Here is a 15437-nt window from a genome sequence, read left to right on the forward strand (position 1 = left end):
AGTGCGCGACATCATACCCGAAATCGCCTTGACGCTTCGAGCGTCAGCGTTCGCGAATGATGTCGAGAGGAAACTGGCGGCCGCTGCGCGCATCGCGCAGACGCTGCATGACCAGGGCGCTGCGCAGCCGTCCGGCACGATGCAGGTCGTCGATCTCGTCCAGCGTCAGCCAGTGGGTCGCGACGATGTCCTTGTCCAGGGCGCTGTTCAGGTGGGCCAGAGGCAGACCGACGAAAGCGTGGCTATGAAAGACCAGCCCATCCGCAGCGGTGAAGACGTACAGGCCCAGATAGTGCGTGATGGCGACCTGCCAGGCCGCCTCCTCGCGGGTCTCGCGCTCGGCGGCCTGGACCAGCCGTTCTCCGGGCTCCAGGTGGCCTGCCGGCTGGTTGAACAGGCTGAATGGGCCGCCTCTGTCCTCCTCGACCAGCAGGTAGCGTCCCGCGCGCTCGATCACCGTGGCTACGGTGACTCGGGGTGTCCAGCGTTTCATCGGTGTCGCTCCTTGCCGGGGCGTGTGGAGAGGGAGCGTCTGCCCGGCCGTTTCGGAGGTTGCCGGGGGGCGTGCAGGGTCTCGGCGCGCCACTGTCCCGGTGCCAGGTCATTCAATCGCCAAGCCCCGATGGAGACGCGAATCAGGCGCAGCGTGGGATGACCGACATGCGCCGTCATGCGACGCACCTGGCGGTTGCGTCCCTCGGTAATGGTCAGTTCCAGCCAGGCGGTCGGTACACTGTCGCGGCGACGAACGGGCGGGTGTCGGTCGGGCAGAGAGGGCGGAGCGATGCGCCGGACCTTGGCCGGCCGGGTCGGGCCGTCATTGAGCGCTACGCCGCGTCGCAGTTCGGCCAGGGCGTCTTCGTCGGGTTCGCCCTCCACCTGGACCCAGTAGGTCTTGGGTTGCTTGTGATCGGGATGGCTGATGCGATGGGCCAGAGCGCCATCGTCGGTGAGCAGCAGCAGGCCCTCGGAGTCGTAGTCGAGACGCCCCGCGGGGTAAGCGCCGGGCACGTCGAACATGTCGGCCAGGGTGGCGCGGCCCTGGTCGTCGGTAAACTGGGAAAGCATGCGGTACGGCTTGTGCAGCAGGTAGAGGGTGCTCATCAGGGCGCCATTGAGTCGATTTGCCTGAGGTCGTCATCGCGACTTTCGATCGGTTCACCGGGAAAGCCTACTCCGGCTGGGGGGCGCGATGCTATACTCCCGGCTCCACTGAAGACACCACAGGGGAGTTACAATGGGGTTCCAGAAAATTGTCGTCCCTGAAGGCGGCGCAAAGATTACCGTCAACGCCGATAACACCCTGAACGTACCGAATGAGCCGATCATTCCGTTCATCGAAGGGGATGGCATCGGGGTTGACGTGACCCCGGCGATGAAAATCGCCATCGACGCGGCCGTGCAGAAAGCCTACAACGGCGAGCGCAAGATCCATTGGATGGAAGTGTATGCCGGCGAGAAGGCCACCAAGGTCTACGACCCCGACACCTGGCTGCCCGATGAGACGCTGGAAGCCGTCCAGGACTATGTCGTTTCCATCAAGGGTCCGCTGACCACGCCCGTGGGTGGCGGTATTCGCTCCCTGAACGTGGCGCTGCGCCAGAAGCTCGACCTGTACGTCTGCCAGCGCCCGGTACGCTGGTTCGAGGGCGTGCCCAGCCCGGTCAAGAAGCCTTCTGACGTCGACATGGTCATCTTCCGCGAGAATTCCGAAGACATCTATGCCGGAATCGAGTGGAAGGCTGGCACCGCGGAAGCCGAGAAGGTCATCAAGTTCCTGCGTGAAGAGATGGGCGTCACCAACATCCGCTTCCCCGAGATGTGCGGCATCGGCGTCAAGCCGGTTTCCGAGGAAGGCACCAAGCGTCTGGTACGTCAGGCCCTGCAGTACACCATCGACAACGACCGCGAGTCGCTGACCCTAGTGCACAAGGGCAACATCATGAAGTTCACCGAAGGGGCCTTCAAGGACTGGGGCTACCAGATCGCCAAGGAGGAGTTCGGAGCCGAACTGCTCGACGGCGGCCCCTGGATGACCTTCAAGAACCCCAATACCGGCAAGGAGATCGTGGTCAAGGACGTCATCGCCGATGCCATGCTGCAGCAGATCCTGCTGCGTCCGGCCGAGTATGACGTCATCGCCACTCTGAACCTCAACGGCGACTACCTGTCCGACGCGCTGGCGGCGGAAGTCGGCGGCATCGGCATCGCGCCGGGCGCCAACCTGTCCGATGCGGTGGCCATGTTCGAGGCGACTCACGGCACCGCGCCGAAGTATGCCGGCCAGGACAAGGTCAATCCCGGCTCACTGATCCTCTCCGCCGAGATGATGCTGCGCCACATGGGCTGGGTCGAAGCGGCCGATCTGGTCGTCAAGGGCATGGAAAAGGCCATTTCCAAGGGTGAGGTCACCTATGACTTCCACCGTGTCATGGAAAAGGCCGTGCTGCTGAAGTGCTCCGAGTTCGGTCAGGCCGTCGCTGACAACATGTAAGCCGACGCTTGCGCCAAAAGCCCTCGTCCGCTCAGCGGACGAGGGCTTTTTTGTACGGGAGACTTGCATCCCCCCAATGCCGGCGTCATCTTCAAGGAACCCGGACGTCAAAGAGGCGTCTAAGCTGGGCAGGAGGAGCGTCGCCACGACGCACCTCGTTACGGTCACTTTGCGTTGTGCCTGGCGTGAATTCATGGATTCAGCCACTTATGTTTGAAACAGACTATGATTTACCGAGTAGCTTCGTGCTGGTACCGATCAGGGCCGGCATGACCCGTCCGCCCGATCCCGAAGGGGACGAGCAGGGCGATGTGGCGGTTCGCCCCAGCGATCCTGAACTGGCACCGCCACCGATGTACAAGGTGGTGTTGCATAACGATGATTTCACTCCCATGGAGTTTGTCGTCGAAGTGCTACAGACCTTTTTCGCCATGGAGAGTGAAAAGGCGGTACAGATCATGCTGGCCGTCCATACTCAAGGTAAGGCGACCTGCGGCATCTTTACCCGCGATATCGCGGAAACCAAATGCCATCAGGTCAATCAATATGCCCGGGAATGCCAGCATCCGCTGCTGTGCGATATCGACAGGGCCGATTGAAGCGTGGCACGACACGTTTGTTTGCATGTGCCACTTGCGAATCTCCCGTTTGTGCCCGATTGTGAAAGAGCCGATTGATGCCCGAGGCGGCTAAAAGGGGACTGCCATGCTGAGCAAAGAACTTGAACTCACCCTGAACACGGCTTTCACCGTGGCGCGTTCCAAGCGACACGAGTTCATGACCGTGGAGCACCTGCTGCTGGCCCTGCTGGACAACGCCTCTGCTGCTGATGTGTTGCGTGCATGTGGTGCCAACCTGGAAAAGTTGCGTGCTGATCTGCAGGATTTCATCAACTCTACTACACCATTGATTCCCGATGACCAGGAGGATCGCGAAACCCAGCCGACGCTGGGATTCCAGCGCGTGTTGCAGCGTGCCGTCTTCCATGTGCAGTCATCCGGCAAGTCCGAAGTGACCGGCGCCAACGTGCTGGTGGCGATCTTCTCCGAGCAGGAGAGCCAGGCGGTCTACTTCCTGAAACAGCAGAACGTGGCGCGTGTCGATGCCGTGAACTACATCGCCCATGGCATCTCCAAGGTGGCCGGCCATGGTCAGTCCTCCTCCTCCGCTTCCCAGGAGTCCGAGGAGGCCGAAGAGGGCGTCACGGAGGGCAATGCCCATCCGCTGACGGGCTATGCCACCAACCTCAATGAGCAGGCGCGCCTGGGCAAGATCGATCCGCTGATCGGTCGCGATCACGAGCTCGAGCGTGTGGTGCAGATCCTGGCTCGTCGCCGCAAGAACAATCCGCTGCTGGTCGGCGAGGCGGGGGTCGGAAAGACGGCCATCGCCGAAGGGCTGGCCAAGCGCATCGTGGAAGAGGATGTTCCCGACGTCATCGCCGATGCGGTGGTCTATTCGCTCGACATGGGCGCGCTGCTGGCCGGCACCAAGTACCGCGGCGATTTCGAGAAGCGTCTCAAGAGCCTGCTCTCCGAGTTGCGCAAGGAGCCTCACTCGATCCTGTTCATCGACGAGATCCACACCGTCATCGGTGCGGGAGCGGCTTCCGGTGGGGTCATGGATGCTTCCAACCTGCTCAAGCCGCTGCTCTCTTCCGGTGAGTTGCGCTGCATCGGCTCGACCACCTTCCAGGAGTTCCGCGGTATCTTCGAGAAGGATCGCGCCTTGGCGCGGCGTTTCCAGAAGGTCGATGTGCCCGAGCCCTCCGTCGACGACACCATCCGTATCCTCAAGGGGCTGCGTGGGCGGTTCGAGGAGCATCATGCATTGAAGTACACCGATGCGGCACTCGAAAGCGCCGTGCATCTGGCCGATCGCTACATCAATGATCGCCATCTGCCGGACAAGGCCATCGATGTGATCGACGAGGCTGGTGCGCATCAGCGGCTGCTGCCACCGGAAATGCGCGTCGCGACCATCGATATCGAGCAGGTCGAGGCGGTCGTGGCATCGATTGCCCGCATACCGCCGAAGAGCGTGTCCAGTTCCGACCGCAAGCTGCTGTCGAATCTCGAGCGCGACCTGAAGATGCTGGTCTTCGGCCAGGACGAGGCGATCGAGGGGTTGTCGGCGGCCATCAAGCTGTCGCGTGCGGGCCTCAAGGCGCCGGATAAGCCGGTGGGAAGCTTCCTGTTCGCCGGTCCGACCGGGGTGGGCAAGACCGAGGTGGCCAAGCAGTTGTCGCAGTTGATGGGCATCGAGCTGGTGCGCTTCGACATGTCCGAGTACATGGAGCGCCACACCGTGTCACGGCTGATCGGGGCACCTCCCGGCTACGTCGGCTACGATCAGGGCGGTCTGCTGACCGAGGCGATTACCAAGCAGCCCCATTGCGTACTGCTGCTCGACGAGATCGAGAAGGCGCACCCGGAAGTCTTCAACCTGCTGCTGCAGGTCATGGACCACGGCCGCTTGACCGACAACAACGGGCGCGAGGCGGATTTCCGCCACGTCATCATCATCATGACGTCCAACGCCGGGGCCGAGCAGATGGCACGTCGTTCCATCGGTTTCCAGACGCAGGATCATTCCACCGATGGCATGGAGGTCATTCGCCGGACCTTCTCGCCGGAGTTCCGTAACCGCCTGGACGGCATCATCCAGTTCCACGGCCTGGCGCCTGCGGTGGTGCGTAACGTGGTCGACAAGTTCCTGGTCGAACTGCAGGCCCAGCTCGATGAGAAGCGTGTCCAACTGGATGTCGACGAGGAGGCCCGCGCCTGGTTGGCGGAGAGGGGCTACGATCCCGAAATGGGGGCGCGTCCGATGGCTCGCGTGATCCAGGAAAAGCTCAAGAAGCCCTTGGCGGAGATGATCCTGTTTGGCGAGCTGGCCGATAATGGAGGTGTGGTGCATATCACCGTGGAAGGTGATGAGCTGCATCTGGCGACGGAGGCAGAACTGGCCTGATCTGCCCCAGTGCCTGCTAACCAGCGACGCCCTGTCACATGACGGGGCGTTTTTTTATGTCTCTGCGTGCCATGTGGGCATTGTCGCGATGTCCGGGGCGACGACGCGTGTCGCGATCAGCGCGAGCGATAGACGATGCGTCCCTTGGAGAGATCGTAAGGCGTCAGCTCGACCTTGACCTTGTCGCCGGTCAGGATACGAATGTAGTTCTTGCGCATCTTGCCCGAAATATGGGCTGTCACGACGTGGCCATTCTCCAGCTCGACGCGAAACATGGTGTTGGGGAGGGTGTCGACGACGACCCCTTCCATCTCGATATGGTCTTCACGTGCCATATAGGCGTTTCCTCATGTGTCCGTTAGGTATCGCATTCGAATCGAATGCGAATCTTCAAATGTTCGGATTTGCGCTTTCGCAATAAAACAGGTAGCGCGTACCTGCATCGGTTTTGAAGATAGCCCGATATTGTGCCGCATGCCGCGCGCCAAGGCAAAAAACGTCAGAGGAAGCGGGGAATCTGGCGCCGCCAGCGCCGGTCATCGAGATATTCGAGTGGCTGGAAGGCGTTCTTGTAGTTCATCTTCGGCGATTCCTGTATCCAGTAGCCCAGATACACGTGCGGCAGCCCCTGGCGTCGTGCCAGTTCGATCTGATGGAGGATGGCGTAACTGCCCAGGGAGCGGCGCTCATGACGAGCGGCGGGATCGTAATAGGTGTAGATGGCGGACAGGCCGTGACTGAGCACGTCCGTGGCGGCCACGGCCAGCAGTTCGCCGTCGAGACGGAACTCGATCAGCCGGGCATAGGGGTGATCGAGGGTCAGGAAGGTTCGGTACTGCTCGTGACTGGGGGGATGCATGTCGCCGTCGGCATGCCGTGCCCGGATGTAGCGGGCATAAAGTGCATAATGCTCTTCGTCATACTCGGCGGAACGTATATGTGTCGTCATGTCCCGGTTGCGATTGAACAGTTTGCGCTGGGTGCGGCTTGGCGAGAAATCGTCGACGGGAATGCGTACCGACACGCAGGCCCGGCACCCTTCGCAGTGGGGCCGATAAAGATGGCGTCCGCTGCGACGAAAGCCGAGTAGAGCCAATGCATCATAGACGCCCTGGCCTGGCGACTCCTGCGGGTCGAGAAACAGTGTGGTTGCCTCGCGCTCAGGCAGGTAGCTGCAAGCGTGAGGTACCGTCAGGAAGAAGCGTAGATCCCGCTCGGGCTGCTGCGGGGTGTTACTGCTCACGTTGAGACGGGCTCCCATGATCATGGAGTGTGTGGCCATACCAGAGCCCCGCGGGTGGAGCCTGATGCGCATGATTCTCAAGATAGTCGATGAACGTGGCGCGGGCGATGTCGCGTGCGCCCAGGCTGGCCAGGTGCGGGGTGTACACCTGACAATCGATCAGGACGACGCCGTGGCTGGCAAGATGGCGGGAGAGATGCACCAGCGCTACCTTGGAGGCGTCCGGTACGCGGCTGAACATCGATTCGCCAAAGAAGATGCGCCCCAGCGAGATGCCATATAACCCGCCCACCAGTTGTCCTTCGTGCCAGGTTTCCACCGAATGGGCGTGACCCAGCGCGTGCAGCTCGCGGTAGGCGGACTCCATTTCCGGTGTGATCCAGGTGCCGTCCGTCTCGGCCCGCATGGTGGCGCAGGCGTGCATGACCTCGGTGAAGGCATTGTCGTACGTTACGCTAAAGCCCCCGTTGCGCAAGCGCTTGGCCAGGCTTCGGCGCACCTTGAGCTCTTGGGGAAACAGGACCAGGCGAGGGTCCGGACTCCACCACAGGATGGGCTGGCCTTCGGAAAACCAGGGGAAGATACCGTTTCGATAAGCGGCGAGCAGCCAGGCGGGAGTGAGTGCGCCGCCGGCGGCCAGCAGGCCATCGGGCTCCGCCAGAGCGCGGGACGGGTCAGGAAACTGCACGGGATGAGTGGGTAACCAGGGAAGCATGAAGGAACGATCACCATGTCGATAATGGAGCATCACGGCAGCCGGCCGGCAACACGGCTGGCGATTGCCTTTTTCTTTGCGCTCAATGGGCTGGCGCTGACCAGCTGGGCGGTGCGCCTTCCCGATCTGCGCGAGACGCTGGCACTTGGCCAGGCGGAAATCGGCCTGCTGTTGCTGTGTCCTGTCGTGGGCACCTTCAGTCTGACGCTGTTTTCCGGTTACCTCAACGGGCGTTACGGCAGCCGTCGAATGACGATCATGGCCAGTCTCGGCACGGCGGCATCGCTGCTGATCATCGGCCTGGCAGCCGATCGTCTCTTTCTGGGGCTGGGGCTAATCGTCTTCGGGGCTGGCGAGGGGCTGCTCAACGTAGCCATGAACGACCAGGCCGCCAGTCTGGAGCGGCGCTATCGGCGCTCGATCATGTCCTCCTTCCACGGCATGTTCAGCCTGGGTGGCATGGCTGGCGCCCTGATCGGCGGCGGCTTTGCGGCGCTGGGGCTGTCTCCGTCGATACACCTGCCGCTGCTGGCCTGTCTGGCACTGGTGGGCATCGGCCTGCTGGGCCGGTATCTGCTACCGCTCGAGCCTCGCGCCAATCCCGCTGCCGAGCCGTTGGTCGTGCGTCCGCGGGGACAGGTCTGGCTGCTGGGTGCCCTGGCCAGCTGTACCGTATTCATCGAGGGGGCCATGACCGACTGGTCAGCGATCTACATGACCGAGCTGGGGGCTCAGGGCGGGTATGCTGCGCTGGGGTTGGCGCTGTTCACCGCCCTGATGGCCGGGGGGCGGCTGGTGGGTGACCGCTGGCTCGATGCAGTGTCGAGCGTGGCGGTGTTGCGTATCGGCGGCTTGCTGGCCATTGCCGGAATGGGACTGGCGGTGGTCGTGGCCACTCCCGGTGCCGCGATGGCAGGCTTCGCCCTTACCGGGCTGGGATTGTCCACCGTCTATCCCTGTCTGATCGGCTGTGCCGGGCGTAGCGGGATCATGTCGCCTGCTGGCGGCATCGCCGCCGTCACCATGCTGGGGTACGTCAGTCTGCTGGGAGGCCCTCCCATGATCGGGCTGCTGGCCGAGTTCATCGGCCTGCGGGGTGCGCTGGTGGCCTTGGTGCTTGCCGGTGGCATGATCGTGGCGCTGGCCGGGCGTGCCACACGGGGTCTGCCTGCCCGCAGCGAGATGCGGCTTGAATCGTGACGGGTGCCGTTGCGCGCCGGGCCGAAAGAGAATCAAGGCGCGGCGGGAATCGGCACCTTGGCAGGAGTTCCAGCGTTCTCCGGGTCCGCCGGTCTCGACTGCAGGGCGGGCAGCGGGAGGCTTCGCGTACCCCTATAATGGCGGACGCTGGCTCGGTATGATGGCGGTCTTGAACCGCAGCGCTATCGGCTCTCCAGGGTAAGCGGATGATAAGGTAAGTGGAGGATGGCGCACTGTCCTGGCGGCGGACCACGCTCATCGGGCGTCGCCAGTGGTGAATGGCACTGTTTGCTGGATTTGAGATAGACGCCCTTCGTGGCGCAAGGGGGATGGCCACTTGAGTGTCAACAAGAAAACCGGCGGTCGCCGCCGGACAGCGACCCAGGCCAGAGAACGGGCACGCCGCTTCGGGGTTCGTCTGCAGGGCGTGACGCGCGAAGGCGTCATCATTGTCCTGCTGGCGCTCTGCGTGTTTCTGCTGCTGGCGCTGTTCAGCTACAACCCGGGAGACCCCGGCTGGTCGCATAGCGGTCCGGAACAGGAGGTTTCCAACTGGATGGGGACACTGGGCGCCTGGCTGGCGGATGTGCTGTATTCGCTGCTGGGTGCCAGCGCCTTGTGGGGGCCCGGTATGCTGGGCTTCGCGGCCTGGCGCCTGATGCGTTCCCGTCAGGTGAATTTCGAGTGGGATCCCACGGTGCTGGCGATCAGGACCGGGGGGCTGATGCTGCTGCTGCTCAGTACCACGACATTGGGGGATCTGCATTTCTATCAGCCGGACAGCGATCTGCCCTACGCCGCGGGCGGCATTCTGGGCAGAGGGCTGGCGGGTACGCTGCAGGCACTGGTGGATGTGCGGGGGGCTACGCTTCTGGCACTGGCGGCTTTCATGAGTGGCTTCACGCTGTTCACCGGCATGTCCTGGCTGACCGTCATGGACGAGCTGGGGGAAAGGGCTCACCGTCTGTTTCACTGGGTCCGCGGCCGATTCACGGGAATGCGAGACAAGCGTGAAATGCATCGTGACGCCGATGAGGATGCCATGCCTGCCGACACGGATGAGGCGGCGAATACCGATGCGGAATCGGTCTACGCGCATGACGACACACGGCATGCGTCCTGGTGGCAGCGCCTGATGCCCCGGCGCCGGACAGAGCAGCCCGCCTATCTCCAGCGCGAGCCCGAACTGGCGGGAGGGCCGCGTGTCGAGCCGTCGCTGCAGGACACGTTTGCCCAGGGCAGTGACGAGACGCAGGAACCCTCGTGGTCGGCCTGGCGTAACGATGGCAACAGCGATATTCCTTGGGACATGCCCGAGCGTACTCCATCGGCCAAGCAGCCGGCAGCGGCCTACAGTGCTCGTCAGGCGCAGGAGGAGGGGCCGACTCGCGAGGCTGCCCGTGTCCAGGGAGGCGACATGCCACCCTCATCGATCCCGGAACGGACGCCGCCGCTTGCGGCATCTGCCGCGGAGGGTGAGGCAAAGCCGCAGACGGCTGTCGCCGACGCACGAGCCGGACAGAGCGAGTCCAGGGGCGATGTCGCCCGGCGGCGCTTCCCTGAGAGCATTCCCGAACCCATGCTGGCGGATGACGACGACGATGATGAGTTGAGGGCCCCCTGGTCGGCGCCGATACAGGCACGGCGTGACGATGAAGAGACGCCCGGCGGGCAGGGTTTCGCAGCGCATACGGCACAGCCGGAGACCGCGCCGGTGCATCGAGACGCTGCTTCCCGACATGGCCCTGGCGCCGAGGATCGCTCTCGTGATGAGGCCGAATTCCACGACGAAGCCGCCGCAAGCCGGGCGGCATCTTCCGGGGAGGCGAATTCGCCGTCCGTCCCTGCCGCGGCCGATTCATCGACCGCCCGGCAGCAGGGCGCAGAAGCTGCCGCGGTGACGGCGCACGAGCCGCAGGCGAGCGATATTTCGCGTACCGAGGATCCTGTCACGCCGGCCCGGCCACGCCCTCGGGTCAGCTGGGACGATGCCGAGAGCGATAGCCCGGCTGCCGCAACACCGACGCCCCGTTCCGCTTCTTCTCCGGCGCCACCGGCTCCGCAAGCGCCAGCTCCGCAAGCATCGACCGAGCAACCGCCAGCGTCGCCGCTGTCGGTAGCGCCCCCCGAGCCGGAAGAGACCCATGCCCCGCAACCGATGGACGAGGCGTACGGGCGCATGGCCAGTGCCGAACAGGCGCGCGCTGCGGCAGAAGATCCCGAAGGCCCGACGTTGTGGACGGTCGAGCATCTGCAGAGCCAGCGTCCGGTCCTCGATGACCTGCCGGAGCCCGATGGCACGCTGCCTTCGCTGCAATTGCTGACGCCGGCCGACCCGCATCAGCCCAATTACACGCCGGAGCAGCTCGCCGACATGGCCGAACTGCTCGAGGTTCGGCTGCGGGAGTATGGAGTCAAGGCCGAGGTGGTCGAGACCTGGCCGGGACCGGTCATCACGCGCTTCGAGATCAAGCCGGCGGCCGGGGTCAAGGTGTCCAAGATCAGTAACCTTGCCAAGGATCTCGCGCGTTCGCTGATGGTCAAGAGCGTGCGCGTGGTGGAGATCATTCCCGGGCGTCCCACGGTGGGCATCGAGATTCCCAATCCCAATCGGGCGATGATCCGCCTGCGCGAGGTCATTGACTCCGATGCCTATCAGCAGGCCGCGTCACCGTTGACGTTGGCACTGGGGCATGACATCGGCGGCAGCCCGGTGGTGGCCAATCTCGGCAAGATGCCGCACCTGCTGGTCGCGGGCACCACCGGCTCGGGCAAATCGGTGGGCGTCAACGGCATGCTCATCTCGATGCTGCTCAAGGCCACTCCCGAAGAAGTGCGCATGATCATGGTCGACCCCAAGATGCTGGAGCTCTCGGTCTACGATGGCATTCCGCACCTGCTGGCGCCGGTGGTCACCGACATGAAGGAGGCGGCCAACGGGCTGCGCTGGTGCGTGGCCGAGATGGAGCGGCGCTACAAGCTGATGGCATCGATGGGCGTGCGCAACATTGCCGGCTTCAATGCCAAGCTAGACGAGGCCGAGCGTGCCGGTGCCCAGGTCGCCGATCCCCTCTGGGAGCCCCAGCCGTGGCAGATGCACGAGCAGCCGCCGGTTCTCGAGAAGTTGCCCTATATCGTGGTGGTCATCGATGAGTTCGCCGACATGTTCATGATCGTCGGCAAGAAGGTCGAGGAGCTCATCGCCCGTCTGGCGCAGAAAGCCCGTGCCGCCGGTATCCATCTGATCCTGGCCACGCAGCGCCCGTCGGTGGATGTGGTGACAGGGTTGATCAAGGCCAACATTCCAACGCGTATGGCTTTCCAGGTCTCCTCCAAGGTCGATTCGCGCACCATCCTCGATCAGGGCGGGGCCGAGAACCTGCTGGGCCACGGCGACATGCTCTACCTGCCGGCCGGGGCGGGCATGCCGACCCGCGTACATGGCGCCTTCGTCGATGACGACGAGGTGCATCGCGTCGTCGAGGACTGGAAGCGTCGCGGCGAGCCGGAGTATATCGAGGAGATCCTCTCCGGCGGCGTCTCCGCCGAGGCGTTGACCGGTCTCGAGGCCGAAGGCGGCGAGGCCGACGATGCCGAGCAGGATGCCATCTACGACGAGGCCGTGCAGTTCGTCACCGAGTCGCGTCGAGCGTCGATCTCCGCCGTGCAGCGACGCTTCAAGATCGGGTACAACCGGGCTGCGCGGCTGGTCGAGTCGATGGAGATGGCCGGGGTGGTATCGTCGATGGGCAGTAATGGCAGCCGTGAAGTCCTGGCGCCGCCGCCGGTCGGGGAGTGAGATGCCGCGTTGCGGCAATCGTGAAAGCAATACGATCGTGAAAGAAATAAGGAACGCCTGGCGGAGCTGCAACCCTTTGCCGCTCCGCCGGTCTACCTTCGGCAGGCATTGCAATAACGCTATCGGCCGAACCAAGGAGATGGAATGAAACTGTTGAAAACGCTGGTAACCCTTTCCATGGCCCTGATGCTGCCTCTGGCCGCGTCCGCCGACGAGCAGGCGGCGAGTCGCCTGACACGTCTGCTCAAGCCGCTCAAGACCTATTCCGCCGATTTTGAGCAGCAGATTCTCGATGGTTCCGGAGCGCGCCTGCAGGAGGCACGCGGCCACATGTGGCTGTCCCGTCCCGGCAAGTTCCGCTGGGAAGTCGAGGCGCCTTACCGCCAGGAGGTGGTCTCCGACGGTGAGCAGGTCTATCTCTACGATCCGGACCTGGAGCAGGTCACCGTGCAGCCGCTGGATACCCGGGTGACCCACACTCCGGCACTGCTGCTGTCGGGAAGTGCCGACGCGCTGACCGACGATTATGAAGTGAACCGTCAGCAGCAGGGCGCTACCGAAACCTTCACTCTCGTGCCCAAGGCCAACGATACTCTGTTCGAGCAGCTCAAGTTGAGCTTCTATGGGGAGGAACTCGGTTTTCTGCAAATGAGCGACAGTACCGGCCAGCGCACGGCAATCGCCTTCGACGATGTCGAAACCAACGTCACCATCGACGACGCGCGGTTCCACTTCGAGATTCCCGATGGGACCGACGTGATTCGTGAAACGTCTTGAGGCTCTTGCGAGACGTCCCCAGCTCTCTTGATTGAGCGTACAGTGCCCGACTCGGCGCCCGCCTCCCGGCGGGCGCCGGCGCTGTGGGCGGCTACTTTTCCCGGTCGGCCTGGGCGTCCAGCTCGGCGCGCCAGGCCAGCATCTGGCCGAAGCGCTTTTCCTGCCCGTACTCGCTGGGGACAAAGAAGGCCTGATGAGGAAGATCCGATGGCCAACAGTCATGAGCGCTGCCGGCAGGGTAGCCGTTCGGCTCGTTGTGAGCGTAGCGGTAACCCTCGCCATGTCCCAGTGAGGCCATCAACTTGGTGGGGGCGTTGCGCAGATAGGTGGGCACGTCGAAGTCGGGGTGCTCGTTGACGAAGGCCTTGGCGCCTTTCCAGGCGCGATCGATGGCGTTGCTCTTGGGTGCCACCGCCAAGTGAATGGCGGCGTGGGCGATGGCACGCTGGCCTTCGTAATCGCCCAGACGCAGGTAGGCGTCCCAGGCGGCCATGACCAGGGGCAGAGCGCGGGGCTCGGCATTGCCGACATCCTCCGAGGCGATGGCGGCCAGTCGGCGGATGACGTCCAGCGGGTCGCCACCGCCCTGAACGAACTGGGCGATGTAGAGCAGCGCTGCATCGGGACGCGAGGAGCGTACCGATTTGTGGATCGCCGATAGCAGGTCGTAATAGTGATCGCCTTGTTTGTCGAAGGCGCTGGCCTGATGGCCGATCACCTCCTGCAATGCATCGGCCTCCAGCCGTTCGCCTTCCGGTGTGGCGTGAGTGAAATCGCAGGCCGTCTCCAGCAATCCCAGAGCGCGTCGCGCATCGCCACCGGCGGCGCGGGCGAGAATGGCCAGTACCTCGTCATCAGCTCGAATGTGTCGTTCACCGAGGCCGCGTTCGGAGTCCTCCAGCGCACGCCGCATCACCCGGACCAGATCGTCTTCCTCGAGTTTTCTGAGCAAGTAGACCCGCGCCCGCGACAGCAATGCCGAGTTGACCTCGAAAGAGGGATTCTCGGTGGTGGCGCCGATCAGTGTCAGCAGGCCCGACTCCACGTGAGGCAGCAGCGCATCCTGCTGGCTCTTGTTGAGACGGTGGATCTCGTCGAGAAACAGCAGTGTGTGACGTCCTCCTGCCTGGGCGGTACGGGCGCGCTCCACGGCTGCGCGAATGTCCTTGACCCCGGCCATCACCGCCGAGAGATGTTCGAGTCCCGCGCCGGACGCCTCGGCCAGGAGTTCGGCCAGGGTGGTCTTGCCGACTCCCGGCGGTCCCCAGAGGATCATCGAGCGTACCGTGGCGGTCTCGGCCATGCGGCGCAGGGGTTTGCCCGGGCCGACCAGTGCCTCCTGACCGACATAGTCGTCCAGGCGCTGCGGGCGCATGCGGTAGGCCAGGGGGGCACTGTCGTGCTGGGCGTGTTGCGTGAAGAGATCCATGTCGTCGCTGCGAGTCGTGAGTGAATGTAGCGCTGCTGAGCGGCTTGCATCCCGGCCAAGGGTCTACGACCTTTGACGGAGAGGCAGAATGCTTTCTACCGACTAGGGTAAAACATTCAAGCCATGGCGGGCTGCGCTTGATGGCCCTGCCGGATAGACCCGATAAACCGCACCTACCTAGTGATGCCACCGCGGTGTGCTTCTCACCGCTCACGCCCGCCAGCAGAGGAGGCCCTCCCATGCCCATGCTGACCCAACTACGCCAGGATCATGCCAACATGGCGCGTCTGCTGCATGTGCTGCAGATGAAGCACAAGACCCTGGCCGAAGGTGAACGTCCCGATTTTCAACTGGTTCGTGAGGTGGTGGACTATATTCTCGATTATATGCATGGTTTTACCGTACCGCTCGAACGCATCTGTGGTGAGCAGCTGGCATCACGTGTCCCGGAAGCCTCCGAGCTGGTCTGTCAGTTATCCGAGGATTACCGGGGACTGCATGAACGGCTCATGCGCCTGTCGCAGGATATCGACATGATCCTCATGGACGCCGTCGTTCCCATCGACCGTTTCGCCGAGGATCTCGGCGCCTATCTGGAAGCCCACCGCGGCTATCTGCGTGCCGAGCGCGAGTCGCTGTTCCCATTGATACGCGAGCATTTCGACGAGGAGGATCTCGCACGCCTGGCAGCTGCGCTCCCCGAGGGTGCCGAGGCGGAGCTCGCGCGCCTGCAGAGCAGCTATCCCGAGCTCTACGCCGAGTTCCGTACCACGCCTTCACCCGTGGCGTGATGGCGAAACGTCGTCA

At 63.5% G+C, this 15437-nt stretch carries 13 protein-coding genes; 7 read left to right on the forward strand and 6 right to left on the reverse strand.

Annotation, left to right across the window (positions count from 1 at the left end; genetic code table 11):
• Positions 1-43: 43 nt before the first annotated feature.
• The gene (locus tag ACYQ12_RS06425; protein ID WP_459869257.1) at positions 44-493 is read right to left on the reverse strand and encodes an NUDIX domain-containing protein; all 450 of its coding nucleotides are present in this window, start codon (positions 491-493) and stop codon (positions 44-46) included.
• On the reverse strand, positions 490-1104 hold the full coding sequence (locus tag ACYQ12_RS06430; RefSeq protein WP_459869259.1) for a pseudouridine synthase: 615 nt from the start codon (positions 1102-1104) through the stop codon (positions 490-492). Before ACYQ12_RS06430 ends, ACYQ12_RS06425 begins: the two co-directional genes overlap by 4 nt.
• Positions 1105-1237: 133 nt before the next feature.
• Here ACYQ12_RS06430 and icd point away from each other — a divergent pair, with 133 nt between their 5' ends.
• The 3 genes from icd (at position 1238) to clpA (ending at position 5467) form a co-directional block, all read left to right on the forward strand.
• Positions 1238-2494 (forward strand): NADP-dependent isocitrate dehydrogenase, encoded by a 1257-nt coding sequence (gene icd, locus ACYQ12_RS06435; RefSeq protein ID WP_459869261.1) that lies wholly within the window; start codon positions 1238-1240, stop codon positions 2492-2494.
• A 209-nt stretch (positions 2495-2703) separates the two neighbouring features.
• The gene (gene clpS, locus ACYQ12_RS06440) at positions 2704-3093 is read left to right on the forward strand and encodes an ATP-dependent Clp protease adapter ClpS (RefSeq protein WP_459869263.1); all 390 of its coding nucleotides are present in this window, start codon (positions 2704-2706) and stop codon (positions 3091-3093) included.
• Between the two features lie 106 nt (positions 3094-3199).
• Positions 3200-5467: an ATP-dependent Clp protease ATP-binding subunit ClpA gene (clpA, locus tag ACYQ12_RS06445; protein ID WP_459869265.1), complete on the forward strand. Its 2268-nt coding sequence runs from the start codon at positions 3200-3202 to the stop codon at positions 5465-5467.
• Between the two features lie 116 nt (positions 5468-5583).
• Here the strand turns inward: clpA and infA are convergent, their stop codons facing one another.
• From infA to aat, 3 genes are all read right to left on the reverse strand, one after another.
• Complete coding sequence (gene infA, locus ACYQ12_RS06450; RefSeq protein ID WP_013332816.1) at positions 5584-5802, reverse strand: translation initiation factor IF-1; 219 nt, start codon at positions 5800-5802, stop codon at positions 5584-5586.
• A gap of 164 nt (positions 5803-5966) precedes the next feature.
• Positions 5967-6710: an arginyltransferase gene (locus ACYQ12_RS06455; RefSeq protein WP_459874472.1), complete on the reverse strand. Its 744-nt coding sequence runs from the start codon at positions 6708-6710 to the stop codon at positions 5967-5969.
• Positions 6700-7425: a leucyl/phenylalanyl-tRNA--protein transferase gene (aat, locus tag ACYQ12_RS06460; protein WP_459869270.1), complete on the reverse strand. Its 726-nt coding sequence runs from the start codon at positions 7423-7425 to the stop codon at positions 6700-6702. The genes ACYQ12_RS06455 and aat overlap by 11 nt, the downstream gene beginning before the upstream one ends.
• Positions 7426-7440: 15 nt before the next feature.
• Here aat and ACYQ12_RS06465 point away from each other — a divergent pair, with 15 nt between their 5' ends.
• From ACYQ12_RS06465 to lolA, 3 genes are all read left to right on the forward strand, one after another.
• Positions 7441-8625, forward strand: coding sequence for an MFS transporter (locus ACYQ12_RS06465; protein WP_459869272.1), 1185 nt, complete (start codon positions 7441-7443; stop codon positions 8623-8625).
• A gap of 337 nt (positions 8626-8962) precedes the next feature.
• A complete protein-coding gene (locus ACYQ12_RS06470) occupies positions 8963-12424 on the forward strand; it encodes a DNA translocase FtsK (RefSeq protein WP_459869274.1) in 3462 nt (1153 codons plus the stop codon).
• Positions 12425-12568: 144 nt separating this feature from the next.
• Complete coding sequence (gene lolA, locus ACYQ12_RS06475) at positions 12569-13201, forward strand: outer membrane lipoprotein periplasmic chaperone LolA (protein ID WP_459869276.1); 633 nt, start codon at positions 12569-12571, stop codon at positions 13199-13201.
• A 91-nt stretch (positions 13202-13292) separates the two neighbouring features.
• On the opposite strand, the gene ACYQ12_RS06480 is transcribed toward lolA, so the two are convergent.
• The gene (locus ACYQ12_RS06480; protein WP_459869278.1) at positions 13293-14630 is read right to left on the reverse strand and encodes a replication-associated recombination protein A; all 1338 of its coding nucleotides are present in this window, start codon (positions 14628-14630) and stop codon (positions 13293-13295) included.
• Between the two features lie 245 nt (positions 14631-14875).
• Here ACYQ12_RS06480 and ACYQ12_RS06485 point away from each other — a divergent pair, with 245 nt between their 5' ends.
• The gene (locus ACYQ12_RS06485; protein ID WP_459874473.1) at positions 14876-15421 is read left to right on the forward strand and encodes a hemerythrin domain-containing protein; all 546 of its coding nucleotides are present in this window, start codon (positions 14876-14878) and stop codon (positions 15419-15421) included.
• Positions 15422-15437: the final 16 nt, after the last annotated feature.

Source organism: Halomonas shantousis (assembly GCF_054654615.1).

Excerpts from the sequence above, each read along its gene's own strand:
- clpA (WP_459869265.1), top strand. The coding sequence starts at position 3,200 with ATGCTGAGCAAAGAACTTGAACTCACCCTGAACACGGCTTTCACCGTG.
- ACYQ12_RS06465 (WP_459869272.1), top strand. The coding sequence starts at position 7,441 with ATGTCGATAATGGAGCATCACGGCAGCCGGCCGGCAACACGGCTGGCG.
- icd (WP_459869261.1), top strand. The coding sequence starts at position 1,238 with ATGGGGTTCCAGAAAATTGTCGTCCCTGAAGGCGGCGCAAAGATTACC.
- aat (WP_459869270.1), bottom strand. The coding sequence starts at position 7,425 with ATGCTTCCCTGGTTACCCACTCATCCCGTGCAGTTTCCTGACCCGTCC.
- clpS (WP_459869263.1), top strand. The coding sequence starts at position 2,704 with ATGTTTGAAACAGACTATGATTTACCGAGTAGCTTCGTGCTGGTACCG.
- ACYQ12_RS06430 (WP_459869259.1), bottom strand. The coding sequence starts at position 1,104 with ATGAGCACCCTCTACCTGCTGCACAAGCCGTACCGCATGCTTTCCCAG.
- ACYQ12_RS06425 (WP_459869257.1), bottom strand. The coding sequence starts at position 493 with ATGAAACGCTGGACACCCCGAGTCACCGTAGCCACGGTGATCGAGCGC.
- lolA (WP_459869276.1), top strand. The coding sequence starts at position 12,569 with ATGAAACTGTTGAAAACGCTGGTAACCCTTTCCATGGCCCTGATGCTG.
- ACYQ12_RS06485 (WP_459874473.1), top strand. The coding sequence starts at position 14,876 with ATGCTGACCCAACTACGCCAGGATCATGCCAACATGGCGCGTCTGCTG.
- ACYQ12_RS06480 (WP_459869278.1), bottom strand. The coding sequence starts at position 14,630 with ATGGATCTCTTCACGCAACACGCCCAGCACGACAGTGCCCCCCTGGCC.
- infA (WP_013332816.1), bottom strand. The coding sequence starts at position 5,802 with ATGGCACGTGAAGACCATATCGAGATGGAAGGGGTCGTCGTCGACACC.